The 18,576-nt window shown below is 47.9% G+C and carries 18 protein-coding genes; 9 read left to right on the top strand and 9 right to left on the bottom strand.

The window, feature by feature from the left end; genetic code table 11:
• Positions 1-10: 10 nt before the first annotated feature.
• The 5 genes from ACM67B_RS05450 to folB form a co-directional block, all read right to left on the bottom strand.
• Positions 11-1,552, bottom strand: a complete 1,542-nt coding sequence (locus ACM67B_RS05450; protein ID WP_416190482.1) for a cytochrome ubiquinol oxidase subunit I — start codon at positions 1,550-1,552, stop codon at positions 11-13.
• A 63-nt stretch (positions 1,553-1,615) separates the two neighbouring features.
• Entirely contained in the window at positions 1,616-3,316 is a 1,701-nt protein-coding gene (gene cydC, locus ACM67B_RS05445) for a thiol reductant ABC exporter subunit CydC (protein ID WP_416190481.1), read from the bottom strand.
• On the bottom strand, positions 3,303-5,000 hold the full coding sequence (gene cydD / locus ACM67B_RS05440; protein ID WP_416190480.1) for a thiol reductant ABC exporter subunit CydD: 1,698 nt from the start codon (positions 4,998-5,000) through the stop codon (positions 3,303-3,305). The genes cydC and cydD overlap by 14 nt, the downstream gene beginning before the upstream one ends.
• Before the next feature lie 265 nt (positions 5,001-5,265).
• Complete coding sequence (locus tag ACM67B_RS05435; protein WP_416190479.1) at positions 5,266-5,802, bottom strand: NUDIX hydrolase; 537 nt, start codon at positions 5,800-5,802, stop codon at positions 5,266-5,268.
• A 92-nt stretch (positions 5,803-5,894) separates the two neighbouring features.
• Positions 5,895-6,245 (bottom strand): dihydroneopterin aldolase, encoded by a 351-nt coding sequence (gene folB, locus ACM67B_RS05430; RefSeq protein WP_095503498.1) that lies wholly within the window; start codon positions 6,243-6,245, stop codon positions 5,895-5,897.
• Between the two features lie 58 nt (positions 6,246-6,303).
• On the opposite strand from folB, the gene plsY reads away from it, so the two are divergent.
• From plsY to ACM67B_RS05410, 4 genes are all read left to right on the top strand, one after another.
• Positions 6,304-6,909: a glycerol-3-phosphate 1-O-acyltransferase PlsY gene (gene plsY / locus ACM67B_RS05425; RefSeq protein WP_416190478.1), complete on the top strand. Its 606-nt coding sequence runs from the start codon at positions 6,304-6,306 to the stop codon at positions 6,907-6,909.
• A gap of 160 nt (positions 6,910-7,069) precedes the next feature.
• Entirely contained in the window at positions 7,070-8,617 is a 1,548-nt protein-coding gene (locus tag ACM67B_RS05420) for a patatin-like phospholipase family protein (protein ID WP_416190477.1), read from the top strand.
• A gap of 149 nt (positions 8,618-8,766) precedes the next feature.
• Positions 8,767-9,492 carry an epoxyqueuosine reductase QueH gene (locus ACM67B_RS05415; RefSeq protein WP_416190476.1) on the top strand — a complete coding sequence of 242 codons (726 nt, stop codon included), beginning with the start codon at positions 8,767-8,769 and terminating at the stop codon, positions 9,490-9,492.
• Positions 9,493-9,615: 123 nt separating this feature from the next.
• Positions 9,616-10,911, top strand: coding sequence for a hemolysin family protein (locus ACM67B_RS05410; protein WP_416190475.1), 1,296 nt, complete (start codon positions 9,616-9,618; stop codon positions 10,909-10,911).
• Positions 10,912-11,529: 618 nt separating this feature from the next.
• On the opposite strand, the gene ACM67B_RS05405 is transcribed toward ACM67B_RS05410, so the two are convergent.
• On the bottom strand, positions 11,530-12,180 hold the full coding sequence (locus ACM67B_RS05405) for an IS1595 family transposase (RefSeq protein WP_416190474.1): 651 nt from the start codon (positions 12,178-12,180) through the stop codon (positions 11,530-11,532).
• A gap of 66 nt (positions 12,181-12,246) precedes the next feature.
• Here ACM67B_RS05405 and csx16 point away from each other — a divergent pair, with 66 nt between their 5' ends.
• Together csx16 and ACM67B_RS05395 are read left to right on the top strand one after the other, a co-directional pair.
• Positions 12,247-12,447 carry a CRISPR-associated protein Csx16 gene (gene csx16 / locus ACM67B_RS05400; protein ID WP_416190473.1) on the top strand — a complete coding sequence of 67 codons (201 nt, stop codon included), beginning with the start codon at positions 12,247-12,249 and terminating at the stop codon, positions 12,445-12,447.
• Positions 12,448-12,492: 45 nt separating this feature from the next.
• Positions 12,493-13,017 carry a hypothetical protein gene (locus ACM67B_RS05395; RefSeq protein ID WP_416190472.1) on the top strand — a complete coding sequence of 175 codons (525 nt, stop codon included), beginning with the start codon at positions 12,493-12,495 and terminating at the stop codon, positions 13,015-13,017.
• A 163-nt stretch (positions 13,018-13,180) separates the two neighbouring features.
• Here the strand turns inward: ACM67B_RS05395 and ACM67B_RS05390 are convergent, their stop codons facing one another.
• Entirely contained in the window at positions 13,181-14,701 is a 1,521-nt protein-coding gene (locus ACM67B_RS05390) for an acetyl-CoA hydrolase/transferase family protein (protein WP_416190471.1), read from the bottom strand.
• A 343-nt stretch (positions 14,702-15,044) separates the two neighbouring features.
• Here ACM67B_RS05390 and ACM67B_RS05385 point away from each other — a divergent pair, with 343 nt between their 5' ends.
• Entirely contained in the window at positions 15,045-15,329 is a 285-nt protein-coding gene (locus ACM67B_RS05385) for a hypothetical protein (RefSeq protein WP_416190470.1), read from the top strand.
• Between the two features lie 54 nt (positions 15,330-15,383).
• Here the strand turns inward: ACM67B_RS05385 and grcA are convergent, their stop codons facing one another.
• Entirely contained in the window at positions 15,384-15,773 is a 390-nt protein-coding gene (grcA, locus tag ACM67B_RS05380) for an autonomous glycyl radical cofactor GrcA (protein WP_095502043.1), read from the bottom strand.
• A 212-nt stretch (positions 15,774-15,985) separates the two neighbouring features.
• Here grcA and earP point away from each other — a divergent pair, with 212 nt between their 5' ends.
• A complete protein-coding gene (gene earP, locus ACM67B_RS05375; protein WP_416190469.1) occupies positions 15,986-17,152 on the top strand; it encodes an elongation factor P maturation arginine rhamnosyltransferase EarP in 1,167 nt (388 codons plus the stop codon).
• A gap of 40 nt (positions 17,153-17,192) precedes the next feature.
• Positions 17,193-17,753 carry an elongation factor P gene (gene efp, locus ACM67B_RS05370; protein ID WP_095502041.1) on the top strand — a complete coding sequence of 187 codons (561 nt, stop codon included), beginning with the start codon at positions 17,193-17,195 and terminating at the stop codon, positions 17,751-17,753.
• A 61-nt stretch (positions 17,754-17,814) separates the two neighbouring features.
• On the opposite strand, the gene rpe is transcribed toward efp, so the two are convergent.
• Positions 17,815-18,492: a ribulose-phosphate 3-epimerase gene (rpe, locus tag ACM67B_RS05365; RefSeq protein ID WP_416190468.1), complete on the bottom strand. Its 678-nt coding sequence runs from the start codon at positions 18,490-18,492 to the stop codon at positions 17,815-17,817.
• Positions 18,493-18,576 lie beyond the last annotated feature (84 nt).

Raw genomic sequence — 18,576 nt, 5'->3', positions numbered from 1 at the left:
CTCTGTCTCCTTAATGCGCTTCATTGTCGTAGCGGCCTGTGCCGAGCGAGCCCGGCCCTTGACTGATGTATTTGCGCATCAAATACACTTCCACCACCAGCAATACAGTGTAAAACGCGATAAAGCCCGCCAGCGAACCATACAGCGATGTCACCGATAATGACGATGCCGACAAATGCGTCGGCAGCACACCGTAAATCGTCCACGGTTGGCGGCCGTATTCTGCCAATAGCCAGCCTGCCTCAATCGCAATCCACGGCAGCGGCAGCGAAATCACCGCCAAGCGCAGCAGCCATTTTTTATGGGCGAAAGTGTTTTTCACCGAATGCCAGAAGCTCAAGCCGAATACCAGCAGCATCACCACGCCGCTGAACACCATCACGCGGAAGCTCCAAAACAGCGGCGCCACTTTCGGAATGGTCTCACGCGCGGCTTGATCTTTCATTTCCGGCGTGGCAGCGGCCACATTGTCGGTGTATTGTTTCAACAGCAAACCGAAGCCGAGATTGTCTTGGTGCTGCTCAAACACATCACGCGCGGCGGTATCATCGCGGTTTTGACGCAGCGTTTCCAATGCGGTCACGGCTTGCTGTCCCGATTCGATGCGCTGGCGATTTTCCGCTACGATGTCTTTAATGCCCGGAATTTCCTTATCCAGCGAGCGTGTGCCGATGATGCCCATCACATAGGGGATATGCACGGCAAAATCGTTTTTCATTTCTTGTTCGTTGGGAATGGCAATCAGGTTAAACGAGGCCGGCGCAGGCTCGGTTTCCCACATCGCTTCCAACGCTGCCATTTTGGTTTTTTGGGCATGGCCGATGCTGTAGCCCGATTCGTCGCCTAACACGATAACCGACAAAATCGATGCCATGCCAAAAGCCGCCGCGATGCGGAAGCTTTTTTTCGCAAACTCAATATCTTTCTTACGCAGCAGATACCAGCTTGAAATCGACAAAACAAACATCGAGCCGGTGACATAACCTGCCGATACCGTATGCACGAATTTATTTTGCGCTTCCGGATTGAAGAACACATCGACAAAGCTGGTCATTTCCATACGCATGGTTTCCAAATTGAACACCGCGCCGACGGGATTTTGCATCCAACCATTGGCCACCAAAATCCACAAAGCGGAAAGATTGGTACCCAGCGCCATAAATATGGTCACCAACAAATGCTGGCGGCGGGTCATGCGATCCCAGCCGAAGAAAAACAGGCCGACCAATGTCGCTTCCATAAAGAACGCCATCAAGCCTTCCAAAGCCAGCGGCGCGCCGAAAATATCGCCGACATAGTGCGAATAATATGACCAGTTGGTACCGAACTGAAATTCCATGGTAATGCCGGTCGTCACGCCCAAGGCAAAGTTAATGCCGAACAACTTGCCCCAAAACTGGGTCATGTCGCGGTAAATCACCTTGCCCGTCATCACATACACAGCTTCCATAATCACCAAAATCCACGATAAGCCCAGCGTGAGCGGCACGAAGAGAAAGTGATATAGCGCCGTAACGGCAAACTGGAGCCGCGAGAGCTCAATCACATCCATACGAAATACTCCTTATAAGTATGTGGTGTTAATCATCAAGAAAATGTGTGGGTAACGTATTCATTAATTATCTTTTTTTCTAATTTTGGTTTCAGACGGCCTTGTCATTGAGGCCGTCTGAAACAATGATTCGCTGTTTATCTCTAAAATTTGGTCATCCGAATCCTTGGGCAAATGATGGCTGGCGGCAATCAAAAAGCCATCGGCTTGCGCTTCACGCAGCATCTGCCAAATCTGCCCGCGTGTGGTTTCATCTAATCCGGCAAACGGCTCGTCCAACAGCAAAACAGGTTTTGGATGCAACAGCAAACGCGCCAAAGCGATTCGTCTGGCTTGTCCGCCCGATACCGCTGCGCCGTATTCGCCCAAAGGCGTTTGCAAACCCTGCGGCTGCGCCCTTGCCCAATCGGCCAGCACCACTTGCGCCAACACGCGCCATAAGTCTTCATCGCTGATATGTTCATCACCCAAGCGCAGGTTGTCGGCCAGGCTCATATCGAAAATATCGACTTGCTGCGCCAAATAGTTCACCGCCGCAAAATCGTATTCCTGCCCGCCCATGTTCAGACGGCCTGATTGCGCCGCCAACTCTCCGGCCAATACGTCCAGCAAAGTCGATTTACCGCAGCCGGATTTGCCACGGATAATCAGCGCTTCGCCTTTTGCCAGCGTAAAAGAAACCTTTTCCGCGCCGTTTAATGCGCCGGTGTATCGGGCGTCAAGATTCTCAACAGTAATGTGGCTAATATCATTCAAGGCCGTCTGAACATTTTGATTTTGAATGTTTAAAACCGTTTCAGACGGCATGGTTAATTCGTTCAAGCGGTCGCGGGCGGCGGCGGCAAAACCGTAAGCCATAAATTGCGCTGCCAACGGCGACAATACTTCGTTCAACCCGAACACCGCCAACACCATCGCCAGCAATACCGGCACGCTCAAATCCTGCGCTTGCAATAAGGACAAGGCCTGCCAAATCATCAACCCGACCACGGTCGCCAGCAAACATTGTTGCAACCAGCCATACAGCGAAGCCAAGGCTTGTTGGCGGCGCTTCAATTGGCCGTAGGCTTCATCGGCGGCGATAAACTCGCGGCGGCAATCTGTCCAGCGCCGCCACAGCAGCAACGGTGTCAGCATCTGCAAAGGCTCAAGCAGCAAAGTGCGGCAGGCTTCGGCTTGGTCGGCATCTTCGCGCGCCAGCTTTTTGCCGTGAACGGCAGCCAAAGCAGGCAACACGATTCCGGCCAGCAACAAAGGCAAGGCAATCGCAATCGCTAAACTCGGCGCAACAAAAGCCAGCCACAATAAAAAGGCCGTCTGAAGCAGTAAAGCCCACAACCACGGCATAAAAAACCGCAGCGGCAGATTGTCGAGCAAGTCAATGTCACCGGTCAGCCTGTGCATGATTTGCGCCGAAACATTGGCCTTATCCCAAGCTTGCGTCAGGTTCGCAAACAAACGAATACGCAAATCACGCAGTAGCGCCAACACGGCATTGTGTGAAGCCAAGCGCTCGCCGTATCGGCCGGCGGTGCGGATAATTGCCAAGGCACGAATAATGGCACCGGGGCGGAAATAGTCGAAGGTATAAGCCGTCGCCATTGCGGCCAAACCGGCCACCGCCGCCGCGCTGATAAACCAGCCCGACACCGCCAGCAAGGCCACCGTCGCCAATAAAGTTAGCGCACCCAAAGCCCATGCCAGCAGCCATTTTTCGGCTTGCGACTGCCATAATTCGCGCAAACGGAATTTATGCTTTTCCATGCTGCGTCCCCAAAATCACCGTTTGATCCAGCCAGTCGATTTCCTGCCAATCATGGCTCACCAGCAGCACGGTTTTGCCGCGGCTGAGTGTATCAAGCAAGGCATAAATTTCGGCAGCGGTTTGCGCATCCAAATGGGCGCAAGGCTCGTCCAGCAGCCACAAATCACAATCGCGCAGCAGTAATTGCGCCAAGGAAAGCCGCTGCTGCTGCCCGCCCGATAAACCGCGTCCGCGCTCACCCAGTGGCGTATCCAAACCTTGCGGCAATCGGGCAACCACGTCCCACAAGCCGACCTGCTTTAAAACATGCTGCATATCGTATTCATCGGCTTCAGCTTTGGCCAAGCGCAAATTATGGCGGATGCTGCCGCGCATCAGAGTGGCCGATTGCGCCAGATACGCGGTTTGCTGCCGCAGTTGGGCAATTTGGTCGCGATGGTTTTTGCCATTAACCAAAATCTCACCCTGATAACCCGCAAAACCAAGCAAAGCTTGCAACAAACTCGATTTACCGATGCCACTCTCGCCACCGATGCCGATACGCGCGGCAGACGGAATATGCAGCGAAAATTCGGCCAAGCGTTGCCGCTCGCCATCGCTTATGCTGACCTTGTTCAACAAAATTTCCGGCGCATGATGGGCTGTTGTCTCATTCAATAGGCCGTCTGAAAAATCGTTTTGCTCGGCATGTGCCAATAAAGGTTGCAAGGCTTCCGCCGCTGCTTGCGCTTGTGCTTTGGCATGATAATCGCTGCCCAGTTGGCGCAAAGGCAGATAAAATTCCGGCGCTAACAACAAAATAAACAATGCACTTTCATACGGCACCGGCACTTCACCCTGCGCCCACGGCAACACACCAATCAGCCCCAAGCCGAGATACACCGCCACCAGCGCAATCGCCAGCGAAGCAAACAATTCCAACACCGCGCCCGATAAAAACGCCAAGGCCAACACGCCCATGGTTTTTCGCTGATAGCGTGAAGCCGATTGCGCCACCTGCTTTTGCGCCCAATCCGTCGCACGCAAGCGCCTGAGTGTCGGCATACCGCGCACCAAATCCAAAAAACGCCCGCCCAATTGCGCCAATACGTCTAACTGTTCGCGGTTTTTATTCGCCGCCATGCTGCCGACCAAAATCATAAACAGCGGCACCAGCGGCGCGGTGAGCAGCAGAAGTCCGGCCGCCAATTTGCTGTGAAAAAATACCGCCGCCACAATCGCCAATGGCGTGATGATCGCCACCAGACTTTGCACATAAAAGCGGCTGATGTAGCCATCGAGCGCATCGACCTGCTCTAACACCTGCGTGCTCAATGCGCCGTCGTTGCCGTAGCGATGCCGTGTCGGCCCTAAATTTGCCAAGGCATCTAATAATGTTGCCCGCAAGCTGCTGCGCGCATCCAAACTGATGTTTTGCAGCAGCCGCTCTTTGCCTAAATTCAACAATGGCCGCAGCAGCAAACAGGCCATCAGCCACGGCAAAATACGCACCAACACATCACGGTTAACCGCCGTACCGGCTACCACGACATTAAGCCAATCGGCAAACAAATGTGCCAATAATGCGCTTTGCCCAATCAGCAAAGCCACCGACACGCACGCCAAACTCACCGGCAGCCACAAGCGGCGGCGGTAAGGCAAAAGCAGGCTGCGCAGCAGATTGTCGGAACGCATTCGTGGCATGGAAATTCCTGAGATGAAAACAAACGGCCACCTATCACTAAAGTTTAGCCACGGGTAGGCCGAAAGACTTACGCATTATATGCCCGATTTGATTTATATCAAACCGGACAAACTGTAAAAACATGCAGAAATCAATATGATGTTAATAGTTAGATTTTATTCTTTGATGTTAAATAAAAAGCCTACTTAAATATTGTTTAAGTAAGCTTTTTATTTGAAACAATAGTATGATCAATTCATTAAAATTTTAAGATAGAAAAAGCATTCAGCTGTTCATCAGCCAATATTGCAGGCCGACCAAGGTTTTGGCATCTTTGATTTCATCGTTTTTCAAAGCGGCTTTCACTGCTTCGCGGCTAAGCAACACTGTTTCAGTGATTTCGTCTTCATCGTTGCTCAAGGTGCTGCCTACACGCACGCCGTCGGCTTGGTAGAGATACATTTTTTCATCGCAAAAGCCGACTGCGGTGTAGAAAGTATGCAGCAATTTTACGCTGTCGGCGGTGTAGTTGGTTTCTTCGGCCAACTCGCGCAAGGCGCATTCGGCCGGATCTTCGCCGGCCACATCCAATTTACCCGCCGGTAATTCCAATACAGCCTGATCGGCGGCATAGCGCCATTGACGCACCAGCACCACTTCGTCATTATCGGTCACGGCCAACACACAGGCGGCACCGGGATGGCGAATCACCATGCGTTGGCTTTCTTTGCCGTTGGACAAACGGATTTGGTCGCGGCTGATGCGGATAAACGAACCTTCGTAAATCGGTTCGCTGCTGATACAGGTTTCTTTTAAATCCATAATGTTCTTTCTTCAATAAAGATAAACAGGCCGACTGAACGCTGAAGCGAAGCTTTCAGACGGCCTTAGGTATGACAAAAGGCCGTCTGAAATCAATTTTTGCTGCGCTCGATTTCCACGCCCACTTCTTTTACGTCCGGCAGAATACCCGGTTTGACGATTCTTACGCGCACCCACAGTGCATTGAAATCTTCCAAAATCAACTTGGCCACATGCTCGGCCAATACTTCCAGCAACAAAAAATCCTGTTCGCGCAAACTATTACGCACGGCTTCGCATACTTCGCCATAGTGTACCGTATCGCCGATGTCGTCGCTCAGTGCAGATTTTTCCGGCACGCCGATGTCTAAATCCAGCACCAGCGTCTGCAGACGCTCGCGCTCCCAATCGTACACGCCGATCAGCGTATCGGCCTTCATGCCGCGTAAAAAAATTTTATCCATTTGCATTGTCCCGTTTTTTGGATAGAATACCGCTTTCATTCTAAGCAAAGCATACAAAATGTACAATGTTTTAGCGGTTACTTCAGCTTATTTAATCGGTTCATTGTCTTTTGCGGTGATTGTGTCCAAAGCATACGGCATGGACGATCCGCGCACTTATGGCTCGGCCAATCCGGGCGCAACCAATGTTTTGCGCAGCGGCAAGAAAAAAGCAGCCGCGCTCACGTTGCTGGGCGATGCGCTCAAAGGCTTTGTGGCCGTGTGGCTGGTTCGGTGGCTGGAAACCGAAATCAACCTGACCACCGCCACCATCGGCGTGTGTGCAGTAGCCGTATTGGTTGGGCATATGTGGCCGATATTCTTCCGCTTCAAAGGCGGCAAAGGCGTGGCCACGGCCTTGGGGGCATTGCTGGCACTTTCCTGGCCGACCGCTTTGGTATGCGCCATTGTGTGGCTGGTGATGGCTTTCGGTTTTAAAGTTTCCTCACTGGCGGCTTTGGTTGCCACCATAATCAGTCCGATTGTGGCCTATTTCTTAATGCCTTACTCTTCGTGGGTATGGGCGACTGCCGTGATTGCGGTGCTGGTGTTGTACCGCCATAAAAGCAATATTATTAACCTGATTTCAGGTAAAGAAAGCAAGATTGGCGATAAAGCTTCATAGTTTTAGCCAAATACTGATCATTTAAAAAAAGCCCGGCATGTTCGGGCTTTTTTGACAATTAACATACATTAGTGTATTTATTCAAAACTGATTCAGCTACAATAACTGAATACATCTTCTGCAAAAATATATTTTCTCTTTATTTGCCGAGCAACCCATCATGCTGAAAAAAACCGCGAAACTCACCCTCACCGCCTCGCTGGCTATCATGCTTTCTGCTTGTTCGCTGGTGAAATATCAACCGCTCGAAACCATCAATAAAGTGGATTTGAACAAAGGCTATCGTTTTGACAATGCCAATAAAGAAAATCAAGACGATACTTTTATGGTCTTGATGTTTTCCGGCGGTGGCACGCGTGCGGCGGCTTTGGGTTATGGCGTCCTAGAACAATTGCATCAGCAGCAAGTCCAGATCAACGGTCAAAAAAAATCCTTACTCGAAAACGTTGATTTAGTAGTAGGCGTATCCGGCGGCTCAGTATTGGCTGCTTATTATTCGCTGCATGGAGCAGATACTATTCCCAGCTTTTATCGCCGTTTCTTACGGCAAAATTTCCAACGCAAAGTCATCAGGCAGGCATTCTCTGCCACCAACATCCCACGCCTCGCTTCACGGGAGTTCGGCCGCGGTGATTTGCTGCAAGAACAATTTGAAACTTATTTATTCGGCAGGGCCACGTTTGAAGATTTGGAAAAACGCCGCAAAGGCCCGTTTGCCATCATCAGCGCGACCGATATGGGCATAGGCGAACGCCTGAATTTTACCCAAGAATATTTTGATCCGATGTGCTTAAACTTAAGCAAATTAAGCATTGCCCGTGCCGTTGCAGCCTCCAGTGCCGTGCCGGTAGTGTTTGCGCCGCTTACGCTTAATAATAATGGCGGCAACTGCAATTATACGCCGCCCAAACGCATTCAGGCTGCAGTACAAAAAGATGAAGGGAAAAATAAGCAGCAAAACATTACACGAAAAGAAGTTAAAGAACACTTTCTCCAATACAGCGACAGCCAATCCCGCCCTTATATCCACCTGCTCGACGGCGGCCTGACCGATAACCTCGGCATGCGCAGCCTGCTCGACATGACGGAAGTGTATTCCGGCAATATGCTGGTGCAACAAATGAGTACACATAAAATCAAGCGCATAGTGGTGATTAATGTTAATGCGCAAAACCAAATCAACACCGATTTGGACAAAACTGCCGATGTACCGGGGATGCGCGATGTGGTGAACGCCATTATCGACATTCCGATCGGCAAATATTCACAAGAATCACTGCGCCGCTTTCGTGCCTTTACCGACCGTTGGAATGAAGCCAAATATAAAGATGCCAACGGCAATCCGATTTCACTGACCTTTGTCAGCTTAAGCCTGCGCGATCTGCCCGAATCACCGTTGCGTGAAACTGTCTTGAATATTCCGACCAGCTTCTACCTGCCGGCTGAAGATGTCGATAATCTACGCACCGCAGCCACCGAACTGATGAAACATTCCAAAGAATATCAAGGCTTATTGAAAGAATTGTCCACCCGGCCGAATGCCGATGCCCTGTTTAATCAAACCGAATTGGCCATGGAAGACAATCCGGAAATGGAGCCGGTGGAAAATCCGTTTTCCATTGAAGAATTAAATCAAGTGAATGCCGTTGACTACCAGGAATTCGAATTGCCGCAGCAACCGCAAATTGAAACACAGCCGGCCGAATGATTGTAAAAACAAAGGCTTCAGACGGCCTTTCTGTTTTATCAGCCTTTCAGCCAAACATATAATTTGCTAAAATACAGCTTATTTATTCTTTCAGACGGCCTACTGTTAAATCAGGCCGTCTGAAACATTTCAACACACAGAATCAAACCATGAGCCAAAACGAAAAATTAATCGTCACCGACATCGACCGCCCTGTCCTCACCCCGCCCAACGGCCACAAAAAAGTGCTGCTGCATTCCTGCTGTGCGCCGTGTTCCGGCGAAGTAATGGAAGCCATGCTCGCCAGCGGTATCGATTACACCATTTATTTCTACAATCCGAATATCCACCCGCACAAAGAATACATGTTGCGCAAAGAAGAAAACCTGCGCTTTGCAGAAAAATTCGGCATCCCATTTGTCGATAAAGACGACGACTATGAAAACGACCGCAAAGAATGGTTTGAGCTGGCCAAAGGCATGGAATTCGAGCCGGAGCGCGGCATCCGTTGCACCATGTGTTTCGATATGCGTTTTGTCAAAGCCGCTCAATACGCCCACGACAACGGCTTTCCCGTGTTCACCAGCTCGCTCGGCATTTCACGCTGGAAAGACATGAAACAAATCAACGGCTGCGGCCATCGCGCGGCAGATTTGTTTGACGACGTAACCTATTGGGATTTCAACTGGCGCAAAGGCGGCGGCAGCGCGCGTATGATTGAAATCAGCAAACGCGAAAACTTCTACCAACAAGAATATTGCGGCTGCGCCTATTCCCTGCGCGATTCCAACAAACATCGCAAATCGCAAGGCCGCATTCCGATTAAAATCGGCAAGCTGTATTACGGTGACGAATCAACCATTTACGAACCGCAAGCGATTAAAGTGGAGAAATAACATCGATTGAATCACAGAGGCCGTCTGAATCTTTCAGACGGCCTCTGTGATTCAATCGGCAATACGCCATGATTGACGGCTCTCCGTGCTAGAATAGTCTTACCTCCATACACTATACCCATCATGAATATTATCGAAGCCTTATTTTTACTGCTGTTGTTGATTGTATTGAGCGCATTCGTTTCCTGCTCCGAGCTGGCATTAGCCTCTGCCCGTAAGATCAAGCTGCAAGTCATGGCAAAAGACGGCGGCGATGTGCGGGCCTTAGACGTATTAAACATGCAGCAGCAACCCGGCAGCTTTATTACCGTCGTACAAATCGGCTTGAATGCCGTAGCAATTTTAGGCGGTATTATCGGCGAAGCAGCCATGCGCCCTTATTTTGAGCGCTTATTTACCGCCACAGGCACCTGGGGCAGCACTATCGCTTCGCTGCTGACCTTCGCTTTGGTGACAGGCGGGTTTATCCTGTTTGCCGATTTAATGCCCAAACGCTTTGCCATGACCAATCCCGAAGCCGTAGCCGTGCGCGTCGTACGCCCGATGATGTTCATGATTTTTATTCTGAAACCTTTTGTGTGGTTTTTTGACGGTTTGGCCAACATCATGTTCAAAATATTGGGGATTTCCACCGTACGCCAAGAGCAGCTGACCTCGGAAGACATTTACGCTGTCGTTGATGCCGGCGCACAGGCCGGGGTATTGAAGCAACAAGAACATTATTTAATTGAAAACATTTTCGACATGCAGGAGCGCACCGTCACATCCACCATGAGCACGCGCGAATACATTGCCTATTTTGATAAAAACGACAACGCCGAAAAAATTCTCGAAGCCATGCAGGAAAAGCCGCACAATAAATTTTTAGTATGCGACGGCGATTTGGAGCGCGTTATCGGCTACATCGAATCACACACCCTGCTCATCCTGTTTATCAAAGAAAAAGAAATCCGCCTGACCGACAAGCGCGTATTGCGTAAGGCCCTGTTTATCCCCGATACACTCACGCTCTATGATGTCTTGGAAAATTTTAAAACTTCCGGTGAAGATTTTGCCGTTGTGGTCAACGAATATGCCCTTGTCGTCGGGGTTGTAACTTTAAAAGACGTCATGAGCATTGTAATGGGAGAATTGGTCAATAACGAAGAAGAGCCACAAATCATCCGCCGTACAGAAGACACATGGCTGGTTGATGGCGCCACCCCGCTGGAAGATCTGATCCGCGTATTGGACATTGCCGAATTTCCGCATTCGGAAAACTATGAGACCATCGCCGGATTTATGATGTATTCGCTGCGTAAAATCCCCAAACGCACCGACTTCTTGATTTATGGCGGCTATAAATTTGAAATCATTGATACTGAAAATCTGAAAATTGATCAACTTCTGGTATCAAAACAGGAAAGCATCATCAAATAAACCCTTCTCTTCCTGTAATTTGTTGCAACAATTGTTTTATTTTGATACGCAGCAGCCTTAAAGCAACAAATAAAAAATGCCTTAATCATTGCAAAATGCAGCCTACCCAATCATCAGATATCAAATAGCCTGGATACAGCTTGAACCATATCGCCCAAACTGCTAAAATATAAAGAATTTCTTGATCATCTTTAAGAAATAACCATATTTTTCCGATTAGGATGACGTTTGACAAAGCCCTTATTCGAGTGCAGAAAATCTGTTTAAATTGTTAAATATATTTTATCTTTGTGAATATTTGCAAATACAATTTTCATGATTTTAACTTATTGAATTTAATTGAGAAAACAACTCTCTGCTCTCGGAAAAACATCCCCACTACACGGGGATTAAGGCACACCGATAGGCAAGGCAAAGCACCGCCATTCTCGGGAAAACCGCCCTCTCCCTAGGTGGGTTCTTTCCGTCATTCATCCGATCTGTTGTTGTTGAGTCTATTCGTGCATACCTGCTAAGCATAAAGCCGCCTTTTGGGCGGCTTTGTTTTTGTTTTCTCTCATACTCTGCCCGCCACCAAGGGGCTATTGATTGGATAAAAGAAGGGGCTGTACTAGATAACTAGAATAAATTCTGCTTTACTAATTGTTTTAAAATGGAAATTTGAACTTTTATTTCACTGTGGTTAAAACGCCATTCACATTCCTTCAAATACAGCTCAAAATGCTCTTTGGGAATGCCGTTAAACTTACGTAAGTGGCGTTTTGCCTGATTCCAAAAGTTCTCAATTCCGTTGATGTGATTTTGTCGATCAGCAAAGTGTGTGCTGTGATTGATGCGAATGTGGCTAAACTCACTCACATCAAGTACGTCATAGCTTTTGTAACAATCAGTGTAAACAATACTGTCAGGCTTTACTTGCTCACGTATTATCGGCAATAAAGTGGCAGTTTGTGTATTGGGCACCGCAACGGTGTAAACCTTGCCGTTGCGCTTCAGAAGCCCGAATACAGCGACTTTGCCAGCCACACCGCGACCACGTTTGCCTTTGCGCTGTCCGCCAAAATAGCTTTCATCAACCTCTACTTCGCCATCAAACATTTCCAGATGCGGGCTGTTATGGAAAATCAGTAAGCGTAAACGATGAAAGTAATAGGCTGCTGTGTTTTTATTAACGCCGACTAATTGCGCTGCGGTACGGGCAGTAACACCCGCAATAAACAGTTCAATCAGTTTGTTTTGCTTGTACTGACTTAAACGACTTCTTCTCATAGGGATTATTCTAACCTGAAATTAGATTTCCCTAGTTATCTAGTACAGCCCCTAAAAGAAAGCGGTGTGCAGATAGACTGCTTTGTGGCGCATTTGAATGTGGCCGATGTTGCGCCCGGTGATACGGTAATCGGCACGTTGCCGATTCATTTGGCAGCCGAAATCTGCGCAAAAAAGGCAAAATTTGTCTTCCTAGCTCTGCCGCAGACCTTGGAAGGTCGTGGTTCGGAATACACACTGCAGGATATGCGTGAAATGGGCGCTTGATTACAGTGTTTTGATGTAAAGAAATATGAGTTATGCAAACCGGATTTGGCTTTACATGAAAATTGGACGTTCTCGCAAGCGGTTGAGCGAACGCAGGAATTATTAGACGATATTACCATCAAAATTGATGCCAAAAATCTGCGTATCCATTTGGGCTCGGTCTCTATTGATTCTCTGACACCGCGTGAATTTGCCGTATACATGACTTTAGCAGAATTACGCGCCACTCATGCCCAAGTAGAAAATGCGGCCGGCTTCCTTCCGGCAGAAATCAGCGTGGCTGATGAAAAAGCTTTTACTGAACGTGTTTGGAAAAATTACGCACCGATTCGTACAAAAAAATCTGACAACATCACCTTGGAAACATGGACAAAAGAAGAGGCTGGAAAGAGCTATTCTTTCTTTTGGGCACGCTTTGCTGAGGATCGCTCAAATATTTCGAAAAAGTTTAAGAAAGCTTTGGGTGAACACGGTAAAAAATTTGCCATTACTACCAAGGGTAAAGGTAAATATCGTGATAAAAAATATACATTAGATATCTCACCCAAATCAATTTTGATTGTGAAATAATGGCTTGGATACCATTTGAAAATCTAAATTTTCAGACGGCATTTTTATTAATACGATTTAAGCTATTTTACATATATTGTCCTTTAACAATCCATAATTACAAATAAATAAAAAGCAGCTTGAAAACATCAAGCTGCTTTTTTCAATGAAGCTTTACTTCATTTTATTTGATGCGCATGTCGCCGGTTTCAACAAAACGTTGGTGCCATGACAAGGCTTCCATCAATAAATGTGGCGTATGCAGACCACCGGCTTTTTCGGCACGATCGTAGTAGTCGCGCAACATATCGCGGTATTCCGGATGCGCACAGTTATTGATCACCAATTGGGCGCGTTGGCGTGGTGATTTGCCGCGCAAATCGGCCATGCCTTGTTCGGTGACAATAAACATGACATCGTGTTCGGTATGGTCGTGATGTGACACCATTGGTACGATACATGAAATCGCGCCGTCTTTGGCCACAGATGGGGATACGAAGAATGAGAAGAAGGCATTGCGGGTAAAGTCGCCCGAACCGCCGATACCGTTCATCATTTTGGTGCCCATCACGTGGGTAGAGTTCACATTGCCATAGATATCGGCTTCGATCATGGCATTCATACCGATCACACCCAAACGACGGATGACTTCCGGATTGTTGGTGTATTCCATTGGACGCAGAATTAATTTATCACGCAGGAAATCAATATTGTCGTTAAAGCGTTGTAATGCATCCGGGCTGAATGACAGGGCGGTGGCTGATGCGTGTTGCATTTTGCCGGCCAAAATCAAGTCCAACATACCGTCTTGCAATACTTCGGTGTAGCCGGTCAAATCGTCAAACGGAGCATCCAGCAAGCCGGCCATTACGGCATTGGCCACGTTGCCCACACCTGATTGTAATGGCAACAGGTTTTTCGGCAAGCGTCCTGCTTTGACTTCGTGGTTAAAGAAATCGATGATTTGCGCAGCAATGGCTTTTGAATTTTCGTCAGGGTCAGCAAATTTGCTGTTGCGGTCGCCCGCATTGGTTAAAACGATGGCGACAATTTTTTCTTCCGGGCATTCCAGATAAGGTGAGCCCACACGGTCGAATGGACCGGTAATAGCAATAGGCTGACGATGCAGTGGCACGCCGATGTCAAACACCACATCATGCATACCTTCCAATTTGGCATTTTGGGCGAAGTTCACTTCAACGATAACTTTCTTGGCCGCTTTGAGGGCTTCATTACCGTGGCCGATACCCATGGCCGGAATCAGTTTGCCGTCTTGGGTAATGCCGGATACTTCGATAATGGCCACGTCAAAATCGCCGTAGAAACCTTGGCGCATTTGCTGCTCAACGTGCGACAAGTGCATATCTTGGTAAGCAATATTACCGGCGTTGATGCTGTTGCGCAGTGATGGATCTGATTGGAACGGATTGCGGAAATGTACGGCATTGGCAGCGGCCAATACGCCGTCACACTCAGGCGCGGTTGAAGCGCCGGTAATCATGCCGATGCTGAATGGGTGGCCGGCAGCGTGTTCGGCTTTGGCTTTTTCTGCAATGGCAGTCGGCAGAAGTTTCGGATAGCCTGCGCCGGTAAAGCCGGTAATGGCAACATTCATGCCGTTTTGCACAAATTCGGCTGCTTGCTCGGCAGACATAATCTTATTGCGCAAGCCTTCGTGGTGGATGCGTTCTTCTGCATTAATCATTTGCTTTCTCCTTTGGTTTGGATCTTGAGCGTGGTCGCTGTTTTTTAGACTAGAAATCGGCAATCTGCTTTTCAGACGGCCTTAAAATAACATAGCGTTACAAACTATATAACAAAGCTTTAAAAGTGTAAAGAATACCGTCTGACAGCTTTATGGAACGGGATTTTAGTGCCGGCTGCTACAGTAAGCCATTCTCCAAAGTAAATAGATGGTGCTGATTTTGGCTGAATAAGTTTCATACGGCCTCTTCTTTTTCTGCCATAAAGAACAAATGCTACTGGACGATTTCACCGCTTGCGTGAATAATACGCCTTTATTGAAATACTGCGGTTTTGATTGAACAATGAATGATTCCAAAGGTTTGCTGATCCGCTGGCTGATTGTGTGCCTGATTCCGCTCATCACTATGCTGGCTTTTGTGTTGATTCCGCCGCCGGATCACACTCAATATCTGATTAACGGCATTATCTTGGCTTGCGAAGCGACATTTTTATTCAAATTCGTGCTTTTTGACGTGATTAAGCATCATTTGAAGGGGGAATTTGAATTAAAACGCAAAACCATGTTGCTGTTTATCCCGATTGTGTTGCTAATTGTTTATTTGGTGTATTATTTTGGCGGATTTTAATGTAAAAGGCCGTCTGAAAAAATTCAGACGGCCTTTGATACACCTTAAAACAAATTACAGGCTGTTGGTGAATGTGCGGGTAATCACGTCGCGTTGTTGTTCAGGCGTTAAAGAATTGAAACGTACGGCATAGCCGGAAACGCGGATGGTCAATTGCGGATATTTGTCCGGGTTGGCAACAGCATCTTCCAAAGTCTCGCGGGTCAAAACGTTGACGTTCAAATGTTGGCCACCTTCCACTTTAGGGCGTGCGCTCACGTCCAGCGGAATTTCTTTATAAGACACTTCGCCCAAATCGGCCAAAGCCACCACGGCATCAGCTTGATAGCCGCTCTCTTCTTTTGCCACCAAGCAACGGGCTTCGTTGGTGCTGTCGTCCAGCAACCAGAATGAGTTCAACAATGCTTCATTTTGTGCTTGTGTAATTTGAATACCTTTAACCATAGCTACCTTCTCTTTCATTAACGTAGAAAAAATCTTAATTCGTCCTTATTTTATACCTGACACCCGAAAAGAAATTGATATAAATCAAGTTACAGACCATTACATATTAACTATTTAAGCAATTGTCTTTAATCGGTAAATTATCAAAACCTGCTTTATGCCACCGCATAATATTTTATATTGGTCCCATTGCTGATTTGTGAACGTAATTTATGAATAATGAAATAATCACGCCGTCTGAAAAAAAATCCTGCTGGCTGTTTTGCAATGTCATTGATAATTTCGGTGACATCGGCGTGTCGTGGCGTTTGGCACAAGCACTTCATCATGAGCTGGATTGGCAGGTGCATTTGTGGGTGGATAATGTGGCCGCTTTGCAGGCGATTTGCCCTGATTTACCGTCCGTTCCCTGCCTACATCAAAATATTGCCGTACATAAATGGACGGCACAATCGGCCAATGATGTTAACGCCCTAACCCCGCCGCACATCGTCATCGAAACCTTTTCTTGCGACCTGCCGGAAAATGTGTTAACCATCATTCAGCAATACCGCCCGCTTTGGCTCAATTGGGAATATTTGAGCGCGGAAGACAGCAACGAGCGCCTACATTTGCTGCCATCGGTACAAGCCAACGGTGTACAGAAATTTTTCTGGTTTATGGGCTTCAGCGAACAAAGTGGCGGCCTGATACGCGAAGCCGATTTTTGTCAACGCATTGACTTTGATGCCAACCTTCTCAGACGGCATTATGGTTTGCCCGATAAAGCTGCCGACGAATGGCTATTGTTCGGCTATCGCAGCCCAGTTTGGGCGGAATGGTTGGAAATGTGGCAGCAACACGGCCAGCCCATTACGCTGCTGTTGGCCGGTCATCAAATCATCGACAGCCTGAAAGCAGCGCAAGCCATTCCCCAACACGCTTTACAACACGCCGGTGATACCTTTCAGACGGCCTGTGTCACGCTGGTCAGCATCCCTTTTGTGCCGCAACAAGATTTTGACAAGCTATTGCAGCTTTCAGACGGCCTGATGATTCGTGGTGAGGATAGCTTCGTGCGCGCGCAATTGGCGGCCAAGCCGTTTTTCTGGCACATTTATCCGCAAGACGAAATGGTGCATTTAGAAAAGCTGCATGCGTTTTGGCAGAAAACCGTGCCGTTTTATCCGCCCCATCTTATGGCCGCACATCAAGCCTTATCCAATGAACTCAATGGCGCACATGAATTATCGGCCGAACAGCGTCTCCACGCTTGGCAAACGCTGATGGCACACCGAGAAGAATGGCAGCAAAGTGTCGCAGATTGGCAGAAATTTCTGTTTTCCCAAGCAACCGCACTGGAAAAACTAGCCAAATTTGTTTCAAATACGCTAAAATAGCGCGTTTATTTTGTAACTAGAATCTGATTGGAAACACACAATGAAAACAGCTCAAGAACTGCGCCCGGGTAACGTATTCATGGTCGGCAGCGACCCAATGGTGGTACAAAAAACCGAATACATCAAAGGCGGCCGCAGCTCAGCCAAAGTCAGCATGAAATTGAAAAATCTGCTGACCGGCGCGGCTTCTGAAACCATCGTTAAAGCCGACGACAAATTCGACGTCGTGGTATTGTCACGCAAAAACTGTACTTACAGCTACTTTGCTGACCCAATGTATGTCTTCATGGACGAAGAATTCAACCAATACGAAATCGAAGCGGAAAACATCGGCGACGCGTTGAAATTCATCGTTGACGGCATGGAAGATCAATGCGAAGTAACCTTCTACGAAGGCAACCCGATTTCTGTTGAATTGCCGACCATTATCGTGCGCGAAGTAGAATACACCGAGCCTGCGGTTAAAGGCGATACTTCAGGTAAAGTGATGAAAACTGCCCGCTTGGTTGGCGGCACCGAAATCCAAGTAATGGCGTACATCGAAACCGGCGACAAAGTCGAAATCGATACCCGCACCGGTGAATTCCGCAAACGTGCTTAATTATCTGATTTAAAATAAAAATAGGCCGTCTGAATATTTCAGACGGCCTATTTTTATTGATTCACACACGCGCCAATTCTTCACGCATTTGATCAATTACCGCTTTATAATCCGGTTTGCCAAAAATAGCCGAACCGGCCACAAAGGTATCCGCACCAGCAGCAGCAATCTCGGCAATATTATCCACTTTTACGCCGCCATCAACTTCTAGCGCAATGCGTCGGCCGGTTTCTGTTTCATACTTGTCTAACATAGCGCGCACTTGGCGGATTTTCACCAAGGTTTGCGGGATAAAGCTTTGTCCGCCAAAGCCCGGATTCACCGACATCAACAACACCATGTCCAAACGATCCAAAACATTTTCCAACACGCTCATCGAAGTGGCCAGATTCAACACCAAACCGGCTTGGCAGCCCAAATCACGAATCAGGCTTAAGCTACGGTCAACGTGTTTACTGGCTTCCGGGTGAAAAGTAATGATGCTGGCGCCGGCTTTGGCAAAGGATTGAATCAAATCATCTACCGGCTCAACCATCAAATGCACATCAATCGGCACGCTGGCATATGGTTTCAATGCCGAACAAATCATTGGCCCAAAGGTAAGATTCGGCACATAATGGTTATCCATCACGTCGAAATGAATCAAATCAGCACCTGCTGCAATGACGTTGCTGACTTCTTCTCCCAATCGGGCAAAATCGGCAGACAGAATGCTCGGGGAAATACGATAGTGGCTCATAGATGCTCCAAAATTTAAAATTTGATGGGTAGCTGATGATTAACCGTTATTTTAACGCAAATCAATATACGTTGCATTTATTTA

It is taken from the genome of Neisseria sp. CCUG17229, from assembly GCF_047839235.1.
In the GTDB taxonomy this organism is placed as follows: domain Bacteria; phylum Pseudomonadota; class Gammaproteobacteria; order Burkholderiales; family Neisseriaceae; genus Neisseria; species Neisseria brasiliensis.
The sequence above is the reverse complement of the archived record's forward strand: the minus strand, read 5'-3'. Positions and strand labels throughout refer to the sequence as shown.